An 18,627-nucleotide genomic window follows, 5' to 3' on the forward strand; every position below is an offset into this window, starting at 1 on the left:
AACTGGGAGTATGAGTATTAATAATAATTGATGGTTAAAATATAAATACATTTTCGACTTGCGTTTTAATTAATTTTTTCATATTTTTGCAGAGTATTTTTTTGAATATTAGTGAAAGACATGAGTAGTTTTGTAAAAATGAGAAGATTCTTTTTGTTTGTACTTCTTCTCATTAATGGTACTGTAAGCAGGGGACAGATTTATAAGTACATAGGACTGGAAGATGGGTTGAATAATCAGAAAATATACCATATCCAAAAAGACCGACGGGGATATATGTGGTTTCTGACTCAAGGAGGGATAGACCGTTATGATGGCAAACATATCAAGCATTACAACTTTTCAGACGATAACATGACGTTGGATTCACGGATTGCCTTGAATTGGCTTTATATGGACAACGGAAATGTATTATGGGTAATTGGTCAGAAAGGTCGTATTTTTAGGTATGATTCGCAGCATGACAAGTTTGAACTGGCTTATGTGCATCCGGAACTGATCAGAAATAAGTCGCAAGCATTTCTGGATTATGGTTATTTGGACAAGAATGACCGTATATGGTTGTGCTGTAAAGATAGCATTACCTGGTATGATACCCATACCGGAACAGTGTTACATATGTCGGTGCCGGTCGACGGTGAAATAACTACCATTGAACAGACAGATGGTAACCATTTTTTTATAGGTACGGGAAGTGGTTTATTTCGTGCCGGAATAGAAGAAGGGAAGTTAAAGGTGATTCCTGATGAAGCGTTGGAAAGCATCGCTCCAGTGCATGAACTTTATTACCATGCTGTTTCAAAGCAGTTATTTGTGGGAAACTATAAAGAGGGAATACTTATATATGACATGGGGGGAACAGGAAAAATCATCTCTTGTCAATTCCCCAATCATGTAGAGATTAACCAGATTGCTGCTTTAAACGCTCATGAACTTCTAGTGGCTACTGGGGGAAGAGGTGTATATAAGCTGGATGTGAATACATACATGAGTGAACCCTATATAACAGCTGATTATGGCAGTTATAACGGGATGAATGGAAATAATATTAATGATGTCTATGTAGATGAAGAAGATCGCATCTGGCTCGCAAATTATCCCACCGGCATTACAATCCGTAACAACCGTTATGGAAGTTATGACCTGATAAGACATTCTCTTGGTAATACCCGGTCACTGGTGAACGATCAGGTTCATGATGTAGTGGAAGATAGTGACGGTGACCTCTGGTTTGCAACCAGTAACGGTATTAGTTTCTATCAGACTGATACAAAAGAATGGCGTTCCTTCTTTAGCTCCTTTGAACCGGTACCGAATGATGAGAATCACATTTTTTTAGCGCTGTGTGAAGTCTCTCCTGGTGTAATGTGGGCTGGTGGTTATACATCGGGTATTTACAAGATAGAGAAGAAGAAAGGTTTTAAGGTAACTTATCTTTCTCCTGCCGCCATTGCAGGAGTACGTCCCGACCAATATATTTATGACATTAAAAAAGATTCGGGAGGTGATATCTGGTCCGGTGGATATTATCATCTGAAGCGTATCAATCTTGAGACTAAAAATGTACGTTTATATCCGGGAGTAAGTTCTATTACTACCATTCAGGAGAAGGATGACCGGCTGATGTGGATTGGTACGCGAATGGGACTCTACCTGCTTGATAAGGAATCCGGAATTTACCGATATATTGATCTGCCAGTTGAATCTCCCTATATATGTGCATTATACCAGAGAGAAGACGGTATCCTGTATATCGGTACCCGTGGAGCCGGACTCCTTGTTTATGACATTAATAAGAAAAAGTTTATCCATCAATATCGTACTGATAACTGTGCGTTGATTTCCGACAATATTTATACAATTCTTCCGCGTCAGGACGAGAGTCTTTTGATGGGTACGGAGACTGGTATTACGATCTATTCTCCCCAGAAACATTCTTTTCGTAACTGGACACGTGAACAAGGATTGATGAGTGTTAGTTTTAATGCAGGTTCTGCCACGACCTGTAATAAAAGCATGCTTGTTTTCGGTGGTAATGATGGTGCTGTTAAATTTCCGACAGACATACAGATACCGGAACCGCATTATTCACGTTTGTTGCTGCGCGATTTTATGATAGCTTATCATCCCGTTTACCCGGGTGATGACGGATCTCCTTTGAAGAAGGACATTGACGAAACTGACCGGCTGGAACTAGCCTACGGACAAAATACTTTTTCCCTTGATGTAGCTTCCATTAATTATGATTATCCTTCCAACATTCTTTATTCATGGAAGATTGACGGTTATCATAAAGAGTGGAGCCGTCCGAGTCAGGATAACCGGATTCTTGTCAGAAATCTGCCTCCTGGCAGTTATACGTTGCAAATTCGCGCCATATCCAATGAAGAGAAGTATAAGACCTATGAGACTAGGAACATTCAGATTGTTATAACACCTCCGGTATGGGCCAGTTTGTGGGCTATGGTGGGATATGCAATTCTGTTGGTATTGGTTATGATTATCATCTTTCGTATCATCATGTTGCAAAAGCAGAAGAAAGTGTCGGATGAGAAGACACGGTTCTTCATTAATACGGCTCATGACATACGTACGCCGCTTACGTTGATAAAAGCTCCGCTGGAGGAAGTCATAGAAAATCGTATGGTGACCGAACAGGCGTTACCCCATATGAATATGGCTCTTAAGAATGTAAATACATTGCTTCAGCTGACAACGAACTTGATAAATTTCGAACGGATAGATGTCTATTCATCCACTCTTTATGTTTCCGAGTATGAGCTGAATACTTTTATGAATGATGTTTGTGCTGCTTTTCGCAAATATGCTGAAATGAAACATGTCAGGTTTGTTTATGAAAGCAATTTTGACTATCTGAATGTGTGGTTTGATAGTGACAAGATGGGATCTATTCTGAAAAATATCTTGTCGAATGCATTGAAGTATACACCTGAAGAAGGTAGTGTCTGCATTTCCGCTTGTGAGGAAGGAAACACGTGGAGCATTGAGGTGAAAGATACGGGAATTGGTATTCCTTCGTGCGAACAGAAGAAATTGTTCAGGAACTGTTTTAGAGGTAGCAATGTTGTCAATCTAAAAGTGACAGGTAGCGGAATAGGGCTGATGTTGGTATACAAACTAGTCAAATTACATAAAGGCAAGATTCAGATTCAGAGCAATGAACAACAAGGCACTTGTGTACGAGTTACTTTCCCGAAAGGAAATAGCCATCTTCATAAAGCTAAATTTATTTCTCCCAAGCTGCCGGATGAACGTCCGGAGACTATCATACCGGGTAGTATTTCTGATTTGCCGGCTATGGAAATATCCCAGATAAACAGTTCCTTACAACGGATCCTGATAGTGGAGGATAATGATGATTTGCGCAATTATCTGGTGGATATGCTGAAGACGAGTTATAATATTCAGGCTTGTCCGAATGGAAAGGATGCACTTATCATAATCAGGGAATTTAATCCGGATCTTGTTATATCCGATATAATGATGCCTGAAATGAGCGGAGATGAACTTTGTTCAGCGATAAAAGGGGATCTTGAGATGTCTCATATTCCGGTCGTTTTGCTGACAGCATTGGGAGACGAGAAGAATATGCTAGAAGGGCTGGAAATCGGAGCGGATGCTTATATCACCAAGCCTTTCAGTGTAGGAATACTCAAGGCAACGATTAAGAATTTGCTGGCGAATCGTGCTTTGCTCCGTCAGGTTTATAATAGTATCGAAGAGGAAGAACAGAAATTTGCGGTTAATTGTACTAATACTCTGGACTGGAAATTTATTGCTTCGGTCAAGGAATGTATAGAGAAGAACATGAGTGATCCGGATTTTAATGTAGAAATGCTTAGCAGTCGCCATCACATGAGCCGTACGAGTTTCTTTAATAAATTAAAGGTCTTGACAGGTTATGCTCCGGCTGATTATATCCGGATGATACGTTTGCAACATGCTGCACAATTGCTAAAGCAGGGCGAATATACAATAGCGGAAATTACCGATAGGGTCGGGTTCTCGGATGCGAAATATTTCCGTGAGGTATTTAAAAAGTATTATGGTGTAAGTCCGAGCAAATATGGAGATTCGGAAAATACAGAACCTTGTCCGGCAAGCAATTTAAAAAATGAGAAATAGTAGGCAGCGTATATAAACATTGTTCTATGCCCGGTTGTTATGTTTGGCAAACAAATATATATTCTGCCGGATGAGAGCAATATTGATATTTTTAGCTGGTCTGCTTTTCCCTATAACTTTTTTATTCGGGCAAAGTGCAATTCAGAAATATGCAGGAACGGCTATGCCGTATCCTTTGATAAAGAATCTGCCTGTTTTGAACCATGATGGTATGGTTCCTTTTTATATCAATCATTTAGGAAGGCACGGAGCACGGTTCCCGACTTCGGGAAAAGCATTAGAGAAGGTTAGAAATGTGCTTATATTGGCGGAGCAGGAAAACAGATTGACTGTAAAAGGTCAGGAACTGCTTGCTACGGTATTACGGCTGTCCGAAGCTTTCGAAGGACGATGGGGAGAATTGTCGGCAGTAGGAGAGCAGGAACAAAAGGGAATAGCAGAGCGTATGCTATTGCGTTATCCTGAAATATTTGTAGATTCGGCGCGAATTGAAGCGATAGCTTCCTATATTCCTCGTTGTATTAGTAGTATGGATGCTTTTCTTTCTGGTATGGAAAAACAGGATTCCTCATTGGTAATAAAGAAAAGTGCAGGAAAGCAATATAACCCACTTCTTCGTTTTTTTGATTTGAACAAGCCTTATGTTTATTATAAAGAGAAAGGTGACTGGATTTCTTTGTATGAATCATTTGTGCAAGATAAGATAGTTTTTACACCTGTCATGAAAAGGATTTTTCTCACCTCAGGACAAGAAACAGAACAGGAAAAACGGGAGTTTGTCATGGCTTTGTTCTCAATAGCAGCTATACTTCCTGATACAGGCTTATCTTTTAATATGAAAGGTATTCTCAATGATAAAGAATGGTATGGTTATTGGCAAACACAAAACTTGCGGCAATATCTGACTAAAAGTGCAGCACCAGTTGGAAATATGTTGCCGGTTGCAATTGCATGGCCGTTACTTTCAGAGTTTATTCAAACGACAGAGCAGGCAATTAACGGGCAATCGGACAATCGGGTGGATCTTCGTTTTGCGCATGCAGAAACTGTCATTCCTTTTGTAGCATTGATGGGTATAGGAAAAACGGATATACAGATAGCATCACCTGATTCCGTATCCATTTATTGGAAAGATTATGAAATTGCTCCGATGGCAGCTAATGTGCAATGGGTGTTTTATCGTGATAAGAACTGTCAAGTCTGGGTCAAAATACTTTTGAATGAGCAAGAAGTAACCATTCCGGTGGTCACATCCTTTTTCCCATATTATCGGTGGGAAGAAGTCTGCCACTATCTGAAACAACGGATAGCAATATCAAAAGAGATTCTTTCCAGGTTTTCAAGTAAGACTGATTAGCAAAAAAGCCCTGTAAGAATGATTGCTTCTCACAGGGCTTATTTGTATGGAAAGAGTATTTTTTATAATAATTTGTTGGAGCCAAGTATAATCAACATGGTATATCCCAATATCAGTCCGATGATTCCCATGATTATTCCGACTTTTTCCATATCCTTTTGCTGAATCATGCCTGTGGCATGTGCCAATGCGTTGGGAGGAGTACTGATAGGCAATATCATTGCTAATGATGAACCGATTGCCACTCCGATCAATAAAGTCTCTACTCCACCTAAGGAAGATAGGTTCTCACGCATGCTGCTTCCTGCAATGGCTAGGATGGGGACGAGCAATGCTGCCGTAGCTGTATGTGAGATGAAATTAGCCATAGCATAACAAATAAGTCCGGAGCCGACAATCATTAATACAGGAGGCCATGTGTTGAATGGGATAGCTTCAATCATATGTTTCGCCAGTCCGGTTTCTTGTAAAGCAACGCCTAGGGCGAAGCCGCCGGCTACCATCCAGAGTACGCTCCAACTGATTTCTTCCAGATCGCGTTTGGTGATGACTCCCGTTATACAGAAAACGGCTACCGGAATCATAGCTACTACATTAGAGTTTACTCCCGTTACCTTGTCAAACATCCAAAGTATGACTGTGATAGCAAAAGTGATATAAACCACAATGGAACGCCAGTCTTTTTTGGCTTCACCTTCAATTTGTAATTCAATATTTTTTTGTTTAAAGGGAAACAATCGTAAAAGTATGAACCAAGCGATAAACAATACAATAATAGTATAGGGTAACATAAAACTCATCCATTCTCCGAAACCGATATTTAGGTTCAGTCCCTCCGGATCATTCAGGTATTTTAAGGCAATTGCGTTGGGCGGTGTGCCGATAGGAGTTCCCATGCCACCCACATTAGCAGCTACAGGAATAGCCATAGCCAGACCAATTTTTCCTTTACCGTCTGCCGGAAGTACTTTTAATACAGGAGTTAGGAAAGTGAGCATCATGGCAGCTGTAGCCGTGTTGCTAAGGAACATTGAAAATACAGCTGTAACAAGAATAAATCCTAATAGTACATAGCGTGATTGGGTTCCGAAAGGTCTTAGCATGACGCGTGCCAACAATACGTCCAATCCGCTTTTGGTTGCTGCGATGGCAAGTATGAACCCACCAATAAATAACATAATGATTGGATCGGCAAAGCAATGCATAATGGACTTATATTTGACTGTCTGTCCCAATTCTTCTGTCGAGATTCCTTGAGTAAGGAACCATAAGCTGCTGTCGGAAACGGTGAGTAACAATAAAACGACAATCAATACAGAAGTGGTCCATGCAGGGACAGCCTCGAATACCCACATCAGTGTGGCAAAAATAAAGATAGAAATAAGTCTTTGTTCTATAACTGTTAACCCTTCTATACCAAATGTGTCAATAGGGAGGAGCCATAAAATAAGGGAAAGGGTAATAGCTACGGTTAGCTTTATGCATCTGGCCACTGTCTGATTTTTTGCCAACCGTTTGGCTTTCTTTAAGTCCTGATAAGCTTCCACTAGATGGAAGCCGTGAAAAATCTTGTACATAATACTAGTTTAAGATAAAATTAAAAAACGGTGCAAAAATAACTTTTTATTCTATATCTCGTAAATCAACGAGAGAAGTTTTTTATAATTCTTTTGGATTGTGATGTCCTTGAAGATATTAATATGGATATTAGGTAGTCTGCTGCAATTTCTCTAAATTTGTGCCATTAACTCGACTAATACATTCATGGAGCACACTGAAACTTTAATAGTAGAGCAGTTGAAGATAGGCAACGAAGACGCCTATCAATACATCTATGACCGTCATTATGCTCTGCTGTGTCATGTCGCGAGTGGCTATGTAAAAGATCAATTCCTCGCGGAAACCATTGTCGGGGATACTATTTTTCATTTATGGGAGATTCGTGAAACGTTAGAGATTTCCGTTTCTATCCGTAGCTATTTGGTGAGAGCCGTCCGTAATCGTTGTATCAACTATCTGAATTCTGAATGGGAAAAGCGTGAGATCGCGTTTTCATCTCTAATGCCTGATGAGATAACAGACGATAAAATGACGATCTCCGATTCGCATCCGTTGGGGGCATTGCTGGAGCGTGAACTGGAAGAGGAAATATATAAAGCCATTGATAAATTGCCGAACGAATGTCGTCGCGTGTTCGATAAAAGCCGTTTTGAAGGAAAATCATACGAAGAAATTTCTCAAGAGTTAGGCATCTCTGTCAATACGGTTAAATATCATATAAAGAATGCATTAGCATCTTTACAAATGAATCTAAGTAAATATCTGATTACTCTACTTTTATTTTTTTTCGGGTAAAAACGAAAAAAAGTCATTTTTAGACTACCCTCAATTAAAAAACTACTGTCTCCTTTATAGAACGCAGAAAAATGGAAGAAGAAAAGAAACATATTGATGAATTGATTGCAACCTATCTGACTGAAGGTTTGGACAAAAATGCTTTAGCCGAACTGAAAGCATGGATAGCTGCATCACCTGAAAATAAGAATTACTTTATTCAGCAGCGGGAAGTCTGGTTTTCTGCTGTCAGTCGTGAAGCTGCGTCGAAATACAATAAAGATAAAGCGTTCGATACATTTAAGAAACGTATCGGAAATCGGAAGGAAATAGAAAAAACTTCTCATCATGGATTCCGGTTGTCAATGTTGTGGCGTTATGCAGCGATTATTGCAGTCATACTTGCAGTCGGCTGCTTCTCTTATTGGCAGGGAGGAGTGAACGTAAAAGACACATTCGCGGATATATCCGTAGAAGCTCCTTTAGGATCGAGGACAAAGCTTTATTTGCCGGATGGTACATTAGTTTGGCTGAATGCCGGTTCACGAATGACTTACTCACAAGGTTTCGGAGTCGATAATCGTATGATCGAACTGGAAGGTGAGGGATATTTTGAAGTCCGGCGGAATGAGAAACTCCCTTTCTTTGTAAAGACTAAGGATTTACAATTGCAAGTACTGGGAACAAAATTTAATTTTCGCGATTACCCGGAGGATAATGAAGTCGTAGTATCTTTATTGGAAGGGAAAGTTGAACTGAATAATTTACTGAAAAAAGAAAAAGAAGCAATTCTTGCGCCTGATGAGAGAGCAATATTGAATAAAACGAACGGACGGATGACAGTAGAAACAGTTACAGCCTCTAATGCTTCGCAATGGACGGACGGTTATCTGTTTTTTGATGAAGAGCTTCTGCCGGACATCGTGAAAGAATTGGAACGTAGCTACAATGTTACTATTCGCATCGCCAATGATTCTTTAAATACCTTCCGGTTCTACGGTAATTTTGTCCGTCGGGAGCAAAGTATTCAGGAAGTATTGGATGCGTTGGCATCTACGGAGAAAATACAATATAAGATTGAAGAACGCAATATAACTATCTATTAACCGGTTACCAGAGATTTATAATACTATGATTGTTTAACCTTAGAAATTGAAGAATATGAAGGAAGAAAATAATACTGAATAGTCTTTAGTGAATGAATAAGGAGAGAAAAATAAAAACCGGAAGATCTCGAACATCTTCCGGCTCCTGAATCTCTTCTTCAACAACTTTCAAACGTGAGCATGTTTTCAAAAGAGATAATGCAAAGTTAGCAAAATACATCTCTTTTAAAACGAGTTATTCAAGTTTTAATTAAATAATTTGTTTATTTTATGAATTACAGGAAGAAGGCCATATTAATGGTCGTGGCTCTCTTTTGCCTTAACATAGCAATGCTAGCCCAGGCCGTTTCATTGAAAATGAATAATGTTTCAGTGAAAGAAGCAATGACGCAATTGAAGAATAAAAGCGGATATTCTTTCGTATATAAAGTGGGAGATCTGGATACAAAGAAAATTGTGAGTGTAAAGGCAAAGCAGTTGAATGAGGCTATCGATCAGATATTGTACGGGCAAGATGTTGTTTATGAGGTAAAAGGTAAAAACATTGTTGTCCAAAAAGGGCAACGGCAGAATACCTCTAAAGACACTAAAAAACGTAAAATCACAGGTGTGGTGAATGATGCCAATGGTGAACCGATCATCGGTGCTACCATCAAGGAAAAAGGAACGGCTAACGGAACCGCATCTGATTTGAATGCGAAGTTCTCGTTGGAAGTATCACCGGGAGCCGTATTAGAGATTTCCTATATTGGTTATCAGACACAGGAAGTAAAAGTGGGAGACCGGACCTCTTTATCCGTGACCTTGGCTGAAAATCAGCAAATTTTAGATGAGGTGGTAGTGGTGGGCTATGGTACGACTTCCCGCAAGAATCTGACTACTTCTATTGCTACAGTAAAAACAGAAAAAATATCGAAAGCAGCTACCAGTAATATTTCCGGAATGTTGTTGGGGCGTGCTGCCGGTTTGCAGGCAACCGTATCCAGTCCCCAGCCGGGGGGAGGCATCAATATCTCCATTCGTGGAGGTGGTACACCGATTTATGTGGTAGATGGAGTGGTTATGCCTAGCGGCTCTTTTGAAGTCGGTACGGGGAGCACATCACTTCCTTCCTCCGTCAACCGTGCAGGATTGGCAGGATTAAATCCCAACGATATTGAATCTATTGAAATCCTGAAAGATGCTTCTGCCGCCATTTATGGTATCGGAGCTGCCGATGGTGTTATTTTGGTGACTACCAAAAAGGGAAAAGAAGGAAAACCGACCATAGTGTATGAAGGAAGTTATTCCATACAGAAACATTATCCTTATCTGGAGGTATTGAGTGGTCCCGAATTGATGAACATGGTCAATGTTTTTAGTAAGGAGAATTATTTATATGACAAAGGTCAGTATCCTTATGGAAATACCGCTTATGATGATAAGTGGACACCTATCTTTACACCGACACAAATAGCCAATGCTCCGACTACGGACTGGTTGGACAAAGTGCTGAAAACAGGTGCGGTGACCAATCATAATCTGACGATTAGCGGTGGTTCTGAAAAGTTTAAATATTATCTGGGTGTTAACTACTATAAAGAAGATGCTACCGTTCATAATTCGGATATGGAGCGCTACTCTTTGCGTACAAATATCACCTCCCAACTGACTAACTTTTTGAAACTGACAACAATCGTCAATTTGAATCAGAATAATTACACGAACTCTACTGTTGGCGGGGATGTTGGGAACTTAGGAGATCAGGGAGCCGGAGCACTTTTCGGAGCAATTTTCTATCCTTCCTATCTTCCTATATACGATGCCGAAGGGAAATATAATGTATTTAGCCGGACGCCTAACCCTGTTTCCATGCATGATATTAATGATAAGTCCGAGCAAAGTGGTTATTACATGAATTTCTCATTGGATGTTGATATCATAAAGAATATGCTTTCGGCAAAAGTGTTGTATGGATTGAACAAGGAAAATACCTCTCGTGATTCATACATACCTTCTGATGTTTACTACGCATTGCAACGTAAATCCAGAGGAAACTTAGGATATGGAAAAAGGCAACAAAGCACTCTCGAAGGTACATTGACATTTCAACATAAGTTTGGAGAGCTGTTGGATATGAATCTGATGGGCGGTATGGGACGTTATCTCGATAGTGGCGATGGTTCGGATATATCATACGAAAATGCGAATGATCATATACAGGGAAGCAGTGTAGGCATGGCAGACGGTCCTTTCTATCCGACTTCTTATAAATATAAAAATGAAAAGAGGTCACAGTTTGTCAGAGGAAATTTCGACTTATTGGGTCGCTATGTAGTATCTGCTTCATTGCGCCGTGACGGTACGGATAAATTCTTTCCCAGTAAGAAATATGCTCTCTTCCCATCTGTTTCTCTAGCATGGAAAATGAACGAAGAATCATTTATAAAGAATATCTCCTGGATTAATATGTTGAAACTAAGAGCCAGTTATGGTGAAACTGGTAGTGACAATTTAGGTACAACACTATATGGTATTGTAACAACTACCCGTGAAGATGTTCAGTTCAATAATAATTCAGTTACCTATATTCCTTACATATTGTCCGGTGCCAACTATGAAGATGTAACCTGGCAAAAGACGGTTATGAAAAATATCGGATTGGATTTTTCCGTTCTTAGAGATAGAATCTGGGGTAGTGTAGATGTATTCCGTAATGACGTAACCCATTTGTTGGGGACAGCACCGACTGAATTATTGGGAATGCACGGAACACGTCCTATCAATGGAGGACATTATAAACGTACCGGAGTAGATGTGAGTTTGAATTCGCTGAATCTTCAAACACATGATTTCAAATGGACCTCTCAAATTACAATGTCCCATTATAACGCGGTATGGATAGAACGTATGCCCAACTATGATTATCAAAAATATCAGAAAAGGAAAAATGAACCGATGAATGCATTCTATTATTATAAAACGACCGGTATCATCAATGTGGATAAGAGTAATATGCCCGAATCGCAACGTTCGTTAGGTCCTGCTGCTTGTATGCCGGGATATCCTATTGTTGAAGATAAAAATGGTGATGGAATCATTGATGTGAATGACTCTTATATGGATAATACGTTACCTAAATTATATTTTGGTTTCGGGAATACATTTACATGGAAGAACTTTGATTTGGATATATTCATGTATGGTCAATTGGGAGTAAAGAAATGGAATGATGCATATGGCAATAGTATAGATGTCGGAGGTCTCTCCAGAGGAGTGGATGCGCACAATGTTGGTATCTATTCTTATAATATTTGGAATACCCAGACAAACACGAACGGACGCTTCCCGGGTATCGCAATCAGTAAATCAGTGGCTTTACCCGAAAATCTGGGCTTTGATTATACAAGAGAAAATGCCTCTTATATACGTGTAAGAAACATCACACTGGGATATAATCTGGGTCCCAAAGAGTTATCTGTATTTAAAGGATATATTAGAGGAATACGTGTGTTTGTCGATTTTCAGAATCCTTTGACCTTTACCAAATACAAAGGATATGACCCTGAAATCAACACTTCCTCTTCTAATTTGACCGGAGGGCAATATCCTCAAATGAGAGTTTATTCAATAGGTGCAAAATTAACCTTCTAAACTTCAAGCTATGAAATCTAACAAATTATGTCGTATGAAAAAGAAGATTTTTTTACCGATGCTTGTTTCCTTGCAACTATTATTCGGTAGTTGTGAGAATAATTTTGATCCTTATATTTATGGAGCTTTGTTGCAGGGAGAATATCCTTCTACAGAGCAGGAGTATGTTTCCTATATGATGATTTGCTACTTGCCATACACTACGGTTTGGACGTATGATATGGGTTCAGGCGGTTTGCAGCACGGTATTCATATACAGTCGGGAGGAACGGTACGTATGTTTGATTCCACTTCTGATATATGTGCATCTGCTACCACAGTAGGTGCAGACTGGGAACGCTTTACTAAAGGAGATTACAGTAATTGCTTTTATTACTGGCGTGGAAATGTAGATGATGGCAGTAACCTCAACCATTTCCCGAAAACAGCTCAAATAACCCGTATGACTGAAATCATTGGAACTTTGGAGAAAGCTCCTCTGACTGCTCTTACAGAAGAAAAAAAGAATAATCTGCTTGGAGAAGCGCGTCTGTGCCGTGGATTGATGATGTATTTTCTGTTACATGTTTACGGTCCTGTACCGGTCATCCTGGACCCTGAAAAAGTAATTGATCCGGAAGCGTTATCGAATACCGTGCGTCCTTCTTTGGATGAAATGGCCCAGTGGATTACGGACGACTTGGAATTTGCTGCAAAGAATGCGCCCGAAACAGCTCCCGATTTGGGACGCTATACGCGTGACTATGCCCGTTTCTGCCTGATGAAACACTGTCTGAACGAGGGAGAACACATGGAAGGTTATTATCAGAGAGCGATGGATATGTATAATGAACTCAATACAGGTAAATATGATTTGTTTAAAACTGGAAGTACCCCATACGTTGACCTGTTCAAGAATGCCAATAAATTCAATAAAGAAATCATTATGGCTGTCAGTTGTAGTCCGGCTGCCGATGGTAACCCGAAACATGGAAATGCGAATCCTTTCCTGATGTGGGCTTTACCTTCCGATGTGGCAAAAGGGGACCCTTTCCCAATGGGAGGCGGATGGTTTCAGGCTTTCAGTATGGATAAGAAATACTATGATGCTTTCGAAAGTAACGACGGTCGTCTGAAAACGATTGTGACTAGTTATAAGGACAAGAATGGTGTTATCATCAATAAAGACAATCTGGGGGTGAGATGGAATGGATATATTATGAATAAATTTCCGCAGGAAACCATGACAACTTTCCAGGGTACCGATATTCCTTTGGCGAGATGGGCCGATGTATTATTGATGTATGCAGAGGCAGAAGTACGCAAAACAGGAACTGTACCTTCTGTGGCTGCTATAAATGCAGTAAATCAAGTAAGGAACAGAGCAGGATTGGCAAATTTGCCGGCTGTGGCAACCAATACCAAGGATGCTTTTCTGGATGCTATCTTGACCGAACGGGGACATGAACTCTTTTATGAAGGTAATCGTAAAATTGACTTGATCCGTTTTAATAAATATGCGCAGGAAATGTATAAAGCGAAGGGAGTAATGCCGACGCATCAGTACATGCCGATTCCTAATTATGCAGTCGAACAGGCGGTTTCTTATGGAAAAGAGCTGAAGCAGACTTGGGAACGTCCGGGTTGGGCGGAAGATAAGAGCAAAGCGCAGCAAAATATAAATTAAACCTATTAACTGAATATAAAGATATGAAACGTATGAGTTACTATATAATTGGTCTATTATTGTCTTTAATGAGTTGGGCATGCTCGGATGATGTAGAAACAGGCAGAGAAGAAATTCCGGTAGAAACAGATGGCGGATATTTATTTGCTCACATGACGAATGCTAATTATGGAAAGCTGTATTATGCAGCTTCCCGGGATGGTGTAAATTGGGAGACGCTGAATAAAGGTCGGATAATCAATAGTGCTTACATTGGGCATCCAGATATTTGTCAGGGACATGATGGGGCTTTTTATATGATAGCAGTCAATCCGTTGGCTTTGTGGCGGTCGGAAGATTTGGTGACATGGACGTCTGCCCCGTTAGATGAAATGATTTTTAATCGTAGTAATGCGCAGGGATTTTATACTACTTATTATTGGGGAGCACCCAAGATGTTTTATGACAAGGACAGCGGACAATATATTATAAGCTGGCATGCCTGCAACGATCCGGATAAGGATGACTGGGACAGTATGCGTACTCTCTATGTGTTGACAAAAGATTTTGAGACGTATACAGAACCGCAGAAACTGTTCAACTTCACTGGTGCAGATGAGAACATGGCTATTATTGATGCCATTATCCGGAAGGTAAACGGTGTTTATTATGCAATCTTGAAAGATGAACGTGATCCGGCTGTTGCTCCGGAAACCGGGAAAACAGTCCGTATTGCCACCTCTTCCAATCTGACCGGTCCTTACACCAATCCGGGAGCACCCGTCACTCCGAATGATATGATGCGCGAAGCACCTATTTTTATCGAACGGCCCAATCATAGCGGTTGGTTCATTTATGCGGAATCTTATGCAGCCAAGCCTTATGGGTATCATCTGTTTCAGTCGACCTCTATGGACGGCCCATGGAAAGAACGCACCTTCTCCGGACCTAATGTGAAGGATGGTACGGACAGACCCGGCGCACGACACGGCTGTATTGTGAAGGTGAACGAAACTGTTTATCAAGCTCTGCTGAAAGCATATAAAAAATAAATGTATAATCTTAATATGACTGCATTATGAAATATTATATATATACGGTCCTTCTGTTGCTGTTAACGACATCTTGCAGTGATGACGTACAGAAATGGGATCAGTGGCCGGAATGGAAACTTGCCTCTCCTCTTTCTGTAGGAGGTCAAGTGTTGGATGAAGAGATTTATTCCAATTTTCAGGGAAAAAAGCTTCATCTGGAAAAAGGACAGGAAGTCGAGTTTTCGGGGATTGACGAAATAGAATCCATTCTTTCACCGGATTACTTTGAATATGTGTCCGAAAATAAGGCCCGTTTCAAAGGGGAGACTGCTGATTATAACGTGCTTTATGATCCTGCTAATGAGCTTTTGTACATAGAAAAAGCCGGGGCGACCTATCCGGACGGATTATGGCTCTGCGGAGCCAACTGGGGACATCCTCAAGCGAGGCTGGTTACCACAAGCGGTTGGAGTATGGACGGACCTAACAATGTGCTTTATTGTTATAAAAGTGCCGACAATGTTTTTCAACTGACTCTCTATCTGGCTAATAACTTCTCATTTAAGTTTTTCAAGCATAGAGGCTGGGGAGAGGGAGACAATGAGATCACTACTCTTCCCGAAGATAATATCACTCTAACTACCCCTTTCTTGGTTGCCGGAAAGACGGGAGGAGATTTTATTCCGGGACCGCTGTTCCAACCCGGAGTTTATCTTATCACGCTCGATTTGAACAATAACACTTGTGCTTTTGAAGCGAAAGATGAGAATATTCAAGAACAATCTTTCCTGGTTAACGGTCAGGAAATGGGTATATTAGAAGAGGCTTCATCTTTTCTGGGCATTGCTTTGGAACTTCATAAAGGTGATGAAGTGACTTTCAGCAATTTTGGTGATGTGAGAAAGATGCTTCAACCGGATTTCTTTGAAAACATAACAAAAGATAAAGCTACATTTATAGGAGTAGACGGAAACTATAAATTGTATTATGATCCGATAAACAAACTGACATATCTGGAAAACCGCTCGGTAAATTATCCGGATGGGTTATGGGTTTGCGGATCCAGTTTCGGACATCCTCAAGCCGGACGGGTGACTGTCGGTGCATGGACTTTCAACTTGCCGAGTGATGCATTCCAGTGTGTGAAGGTAGCAGACAATATTTTTGAAACCACCCTTTATCTGGTTAAAGATTTCCAGTTTAAATTCTACAAACAACGTCCTTGGGGAGGTGAACTGGCTAGTACTATTGTCAATACGCAACCTGTTAATTTATTGGGTAAGGGATGGTATTACAGTGATCCGGCAACAGGTGGTACTGGTGGCGGACATTTTACCGGTGATTTTGTAGCCGGACCGGATTTCACGCCGGGAGTATACCGTGTCCGGATAGATCTGAATAAGAATATATGTATGTTTATTGATAAGGTAGACGAAGGGCAGCTTGGAGAAGAATTTTATAAAATAAACGGTACAGAGCTGACTCAATCTAATGATCCCAATTATATCGGTGTAGAGTTGAATCTCACGAAAGGGCAGACTGTCGATTTTGAAGGTTTTAGTTATCTGGATTATATGCTTCAACCGGAATACTTTACGAATGAAAACGGCCAATACAAGTTTAATGCTCCGGATGGCAAGTATAAGATCTCCTATAATAAGAATAGGGAACTTATATATGTAGAGAAAACGACTGGTGCGGAATTCCCCGAAACTGTATGGATCACTGGGGCTACCTTCGGGCATCCTAGAATCAGCGGACTTCTTGCTGATGATATTGGAAATTGGGGATGGGAAAACCCGAAAGATTTTATCTGTTGTGTGAAGACCGGGGATCGTATTTTTGAAACCAATCTATTTTTAAACAATGACTTTATGTTCAGATTTTATAAGAAAAAAGGTTGGAATAATGAAATTACTTCGTTTGACGTGACTATTGTGTCTGAAGGTGATTTAATAGCCCGGGGCGGTTATTGGAACGGAGATCAATGGCAGGAAACAGAAAACTTCGGACCGGGAGCTAATTTCAGAGCCGGTATATATCATGTCAAGCTGGATATGAATACAAATACCTGCACGTTTACAAAGAAATACTAGTTTTGAGTATTATATTAGTATAGCATAACATAAAGAGGCCGGTTTTATACAAAACACGACCTCTTTATATAAATGGCTATGTGGTTTTCTCTTTTAGAAATGTCTTATTATATAGATTCTAAAAATAATATCCATGAAGAAATCTTTATTGGTTTTAGCTTTATTGTTTTCATTGGCATCCTTTTCCCAGTCTCCGGTCGATAAGTCTTTTCCTCCGGAAGAGTTGTTTGCTTTGGGTTCTTATTATTACCCCGAGCAATGGGATTCCTCCCAATGGGAACGTGATCTGAAGAAAATGTCGGAGATGGGGATCAAGTTCACCCATTTTGCGGAGTTCGCTTGGGCCATGATGGAGCCGGAAGAAGGAAAGTATGATTTTGAGTGGCTGGATCGTGCAGTCTCTTTGGCGGAGAAATATGGTTTGAAAGTAATCATGTGTACGCCTACTCCTACACCTCCTGCCTGGCTGTCGAAAAAGTACCCCGATATATTGATTCAGCGGGATAATGGAGTTTCCATTCAGCACGGACGGCGTCAGCATGCTTCCTGGAGTAGCGACCGTTACCGTCGTTATGTAGAAAACATTGTTTCCCGTCTGGCAATGCGTTATGGCAATCATCCTGCTGTTATCGGCTGGCAGATTGACAATGAGCCGGGACACTACGGAGTAGTGGATTACAGTGAAAATGCACAACTAAAATTCCGCGTCTGGCTACAAAAGAAATACGGAACTATCGACAAACTGAATGATACATGGGGAACCTCTTTCTGGAGTGAAACTTATCAGGACTTCGACCAAGTGCGTCTCCCTAGTCAGCAGGAAGTACCCGATAAGCCCAATCCTCATGCCATGCTCGACCTGAACCGTTTCATGGCGGACGAATTGGCGGGCTTTGTTAATATGCAGGCGGACATACTCCGGCAGCATATTAATAAAGACCAATGGATCACTACCAACCTGATTCCTGTTTTCAATCCGGTTGACCCGGTACGGATCGATCATACGGACTTCCTGACCTACACCCGCTATCTGGTGACCGGACATAATCAAGGAATAGGTAGCCAGGGCTTTCGAATGGGGATTCCCGAAGATCTTGGGTTTTCCAATGACCAGTTTCGTAACCGTGTAGGCAAAACATTCGGAGTGATGGAACTACAACCCGGTCAGGTGAACTGGGGAGTGTATAATCCACAACCCCTACCCGGCGCTGTGCGTATGTGGGTGTATCACGTTTTTGCAGGTGGTGGGAAGTTTGTGTGCAATTACCGTTTCCGT

Annotated in this window: 10 protein-coding genes; 9 read left to right on the top strand and 1 reads right to left on the bottom strand. The window is 40.7% G+C overall.

Going from position 1 to position 18,627, the window contains the following annotated elements; genetic code table 11:
• The first annotated feature begins 120 nt into the window (after nt 1-120).
• Both KFO40_RS04235 and KFO40_RS04240 read left to right on the top strand, forming a co-directional pair.
• The gene (locus KFO40_RS04235; RefSeq protein ID WP_211146107.1) at nt 121-4,146 is read left to right on the top strand and encodes a hybrid sensor histidine kinase/response regulator transcription factor; all 4,026 of its coding nucleotides are present in this window, start codon (nt 121-123) and stop codon (nt 4,144-4,146) included.
• A gap of 70 nt (nt 4,147-4,216) precedes the next feature.
• The gene (locus tag KFO40_RS04240; RefSeq protein WP_008026659.1) at nt 4,217-5,503 is read left to right on the top strand and encodes a histidine-type phosphatase; all 1,287 of its coding nucleotides are present in this window, start codon (nt 4,217-4,219) and stop codon (nt 5,501-5,503) included.
• 62 nt (nt 5,504-5,565) lie between these two features.
• Here KFO40_RS04240 and KFO40_RS04245 read toward each other — a convergent pair whose 3' ends face one another.
• Nucleotides 5,566-7,080 carry an SLC13 family permease gene (locus KFO40_RS04245; RefSeq protein ID WP_004307059.1) on the bottom strand — a complete coding sequence of 505 codons (1,515 nt, stop codon included), beginning with the start codon at nt 7,078-7,080 and terminating at the stop codon, nt 5,566-5,568.
• 187 nt (nt 7,081-7,267) lie between these two features.
• On the opposite strand from KFO40_RS04245, the gene KFO40_RS04250 reads away from it, so the two are divergent.
• From KFO40_RS04250 to KFO40_RS04280, 7 genes are all read left to right on the top strand, one after another.
• On the top strand, nt 7,268-7,858 hold the full coding sequence (locus KFO40_RS04250) for an RNA polymerase sigma-70 factor (RefSeq protein ID WP_008026656.1): 591 nt from the start codon (nt 7,268-7,270) through the stop codon (nt 7,856-7,858).
• 71 nt (nt 7,859-7,929) lie between these two features.
• Nucleotides 7,930-8,943 carry a FecR family protein gene (locus tag KFO40_RS04255; RefSeq protein WP_117811701.1) on the top strand — a complete coding sequence of 338 codons (1,014 nt, stop codon included), beginning with the start codon at nt 7,930-7,932 and terminating at the stop codon, nt 8,941-8,943.
• Nucleotides 8,944-9,213: 270 nt separating this feature from the next.
• Complete coding sequence (locus KFO40_RS04260) at nt 9,214-12,576, top strand: SusC/RagA family TonB-linked outer membrane protein (RefSeq protein ID WP_118408780.1); 3,363 nt, start codon at nt 9,214-9,216, stop codon at nt 12,574-12,576.
• Nucleotides 12,577-12,586: 10 nt separating this feature from the next.
• Nucleotides 12,587-14,242: a RagB/SusD family nutrient uptake outer membrane protein gene (locus KFO40_RS04265; RefSeq protein WP_117684674.1), complete on the top strand. Its 1,656-nt coding sequence runs from the start codon at nt 12,587-12,589 to the stop codon at nt 14,240-14,242.
• A gap of 32 nt (nt 14,243-14,274) precedes the next feature.
• Nucleotides 14,275-15,273, top strand: coding sequence for a family 43 glycosylhydrolase (locus KFO40_RS04270; RefSeq protein WP_008645106.1), 999 nt, complete (start codon nt 14,275-14,277; stop codon nt 15,271-15,273).
• A 26-nt stretch (nt 15,274-15,299) separates the two neighbouring features.
• Nucleotides 15,300-17,351 carry a hypothetical protein gene (locus tag KFO40_RS04275; protein ID WP_195646484.1) on the top strand — a complete coding sequence of 684 codons (2,052 nt, stop codon included), beginning with the start codon at nt 15,300-15,302 and terminating at the stop codon, nt 17,349-17,351.
• Nucleotides 17,352-17,484: 133 nt separating this feature from the next.
• A partial coding sequence (locus KFO40_RS04280) for a beta-galactosidase (protein WP_211146108.1) occupies nt 17,485-18,627 on the top strand: 1,143 nt, incomplete at its 3' end.

Source organism: Bacteroides sp. 1001302B_160321_D4 (assembly GCF_015667765.1).
Lineage (GTDB): Bacteria > Bacteroidota > Bacteroidia > Bacteroidales > Bacteroidaceae > Bacteroides > Bacteroides xylanisolvens.

What these genes read in the sequence shown, in the direction of transcription:
- KFO40_RS04235 (WP_211146107.1), top strand. Translation starts at nt 121, where the DNA reads ATGAGTAGTTTTGTAAAAATGAGAAGATTCTTTTTGTTTGTACTTCTT.
- KFO40_RS04240 (WP_008026659.1), top strand. Translation starts at nt 4,217, where the DNA reads ATGAGAGCAATATTGATATTTTTAGCTGGTCTGCTTTTCCCTATAACT.
- KFO40_RS04245 (WP_004307059.1), bottom strand. Translation starts at nt 7,080, where the DNA reads ATGTACAAGATTTTTCACGGCTTCCATCTAGTGGAAGCTTATCAGGAC.
- KFO40_RS04250 (WP_008026656.1), top strand. Translation starts at nt 7,268, where the DNA reads ATGGAGCACACTGAAACTTTAATAGTAGAGCAGTTGAAGATAGGCAAC.
- KFO40_RS04255 (WP_117811701.1), top strand. Translation starts at nt 7,930, where the DNA reads ATGGAAGAAGAAAAGAAACATATTGATGAATTGATTGCAACCTATCTG.
- KFO40_RS04260 (WP_118408780.1), top strand. Translation starts at nt 9,214, where the DNA reads ATGAATTACAGGAAGAAGGCCATATTAATGGTCGTGGCTCTCTTTTGC.
- KFO40_RS04265 (WP_117684674.1), top strand. Translation starts at nt 12,587, where the DNA reads ATGAAATCTAACAAATTATGTCGTATGAAAAAGAAGATTTTTTTACCG.
- KFO40_RS04270 (WP_008645106.1), top strand. Translation starts at nt 14,275, where the DNA reads ATGAGTTACTATATAATTGGTCTATTATTGTCTTTAATGAGTTGGGCA.
- KFO40_RS04275 (WP_195646484.1), top strand. Translation starts at nt 15,300, where the DNA reads ATGAAATATTATATATATACGGTCCTTCTGTTGCTGTTAACGACATCT.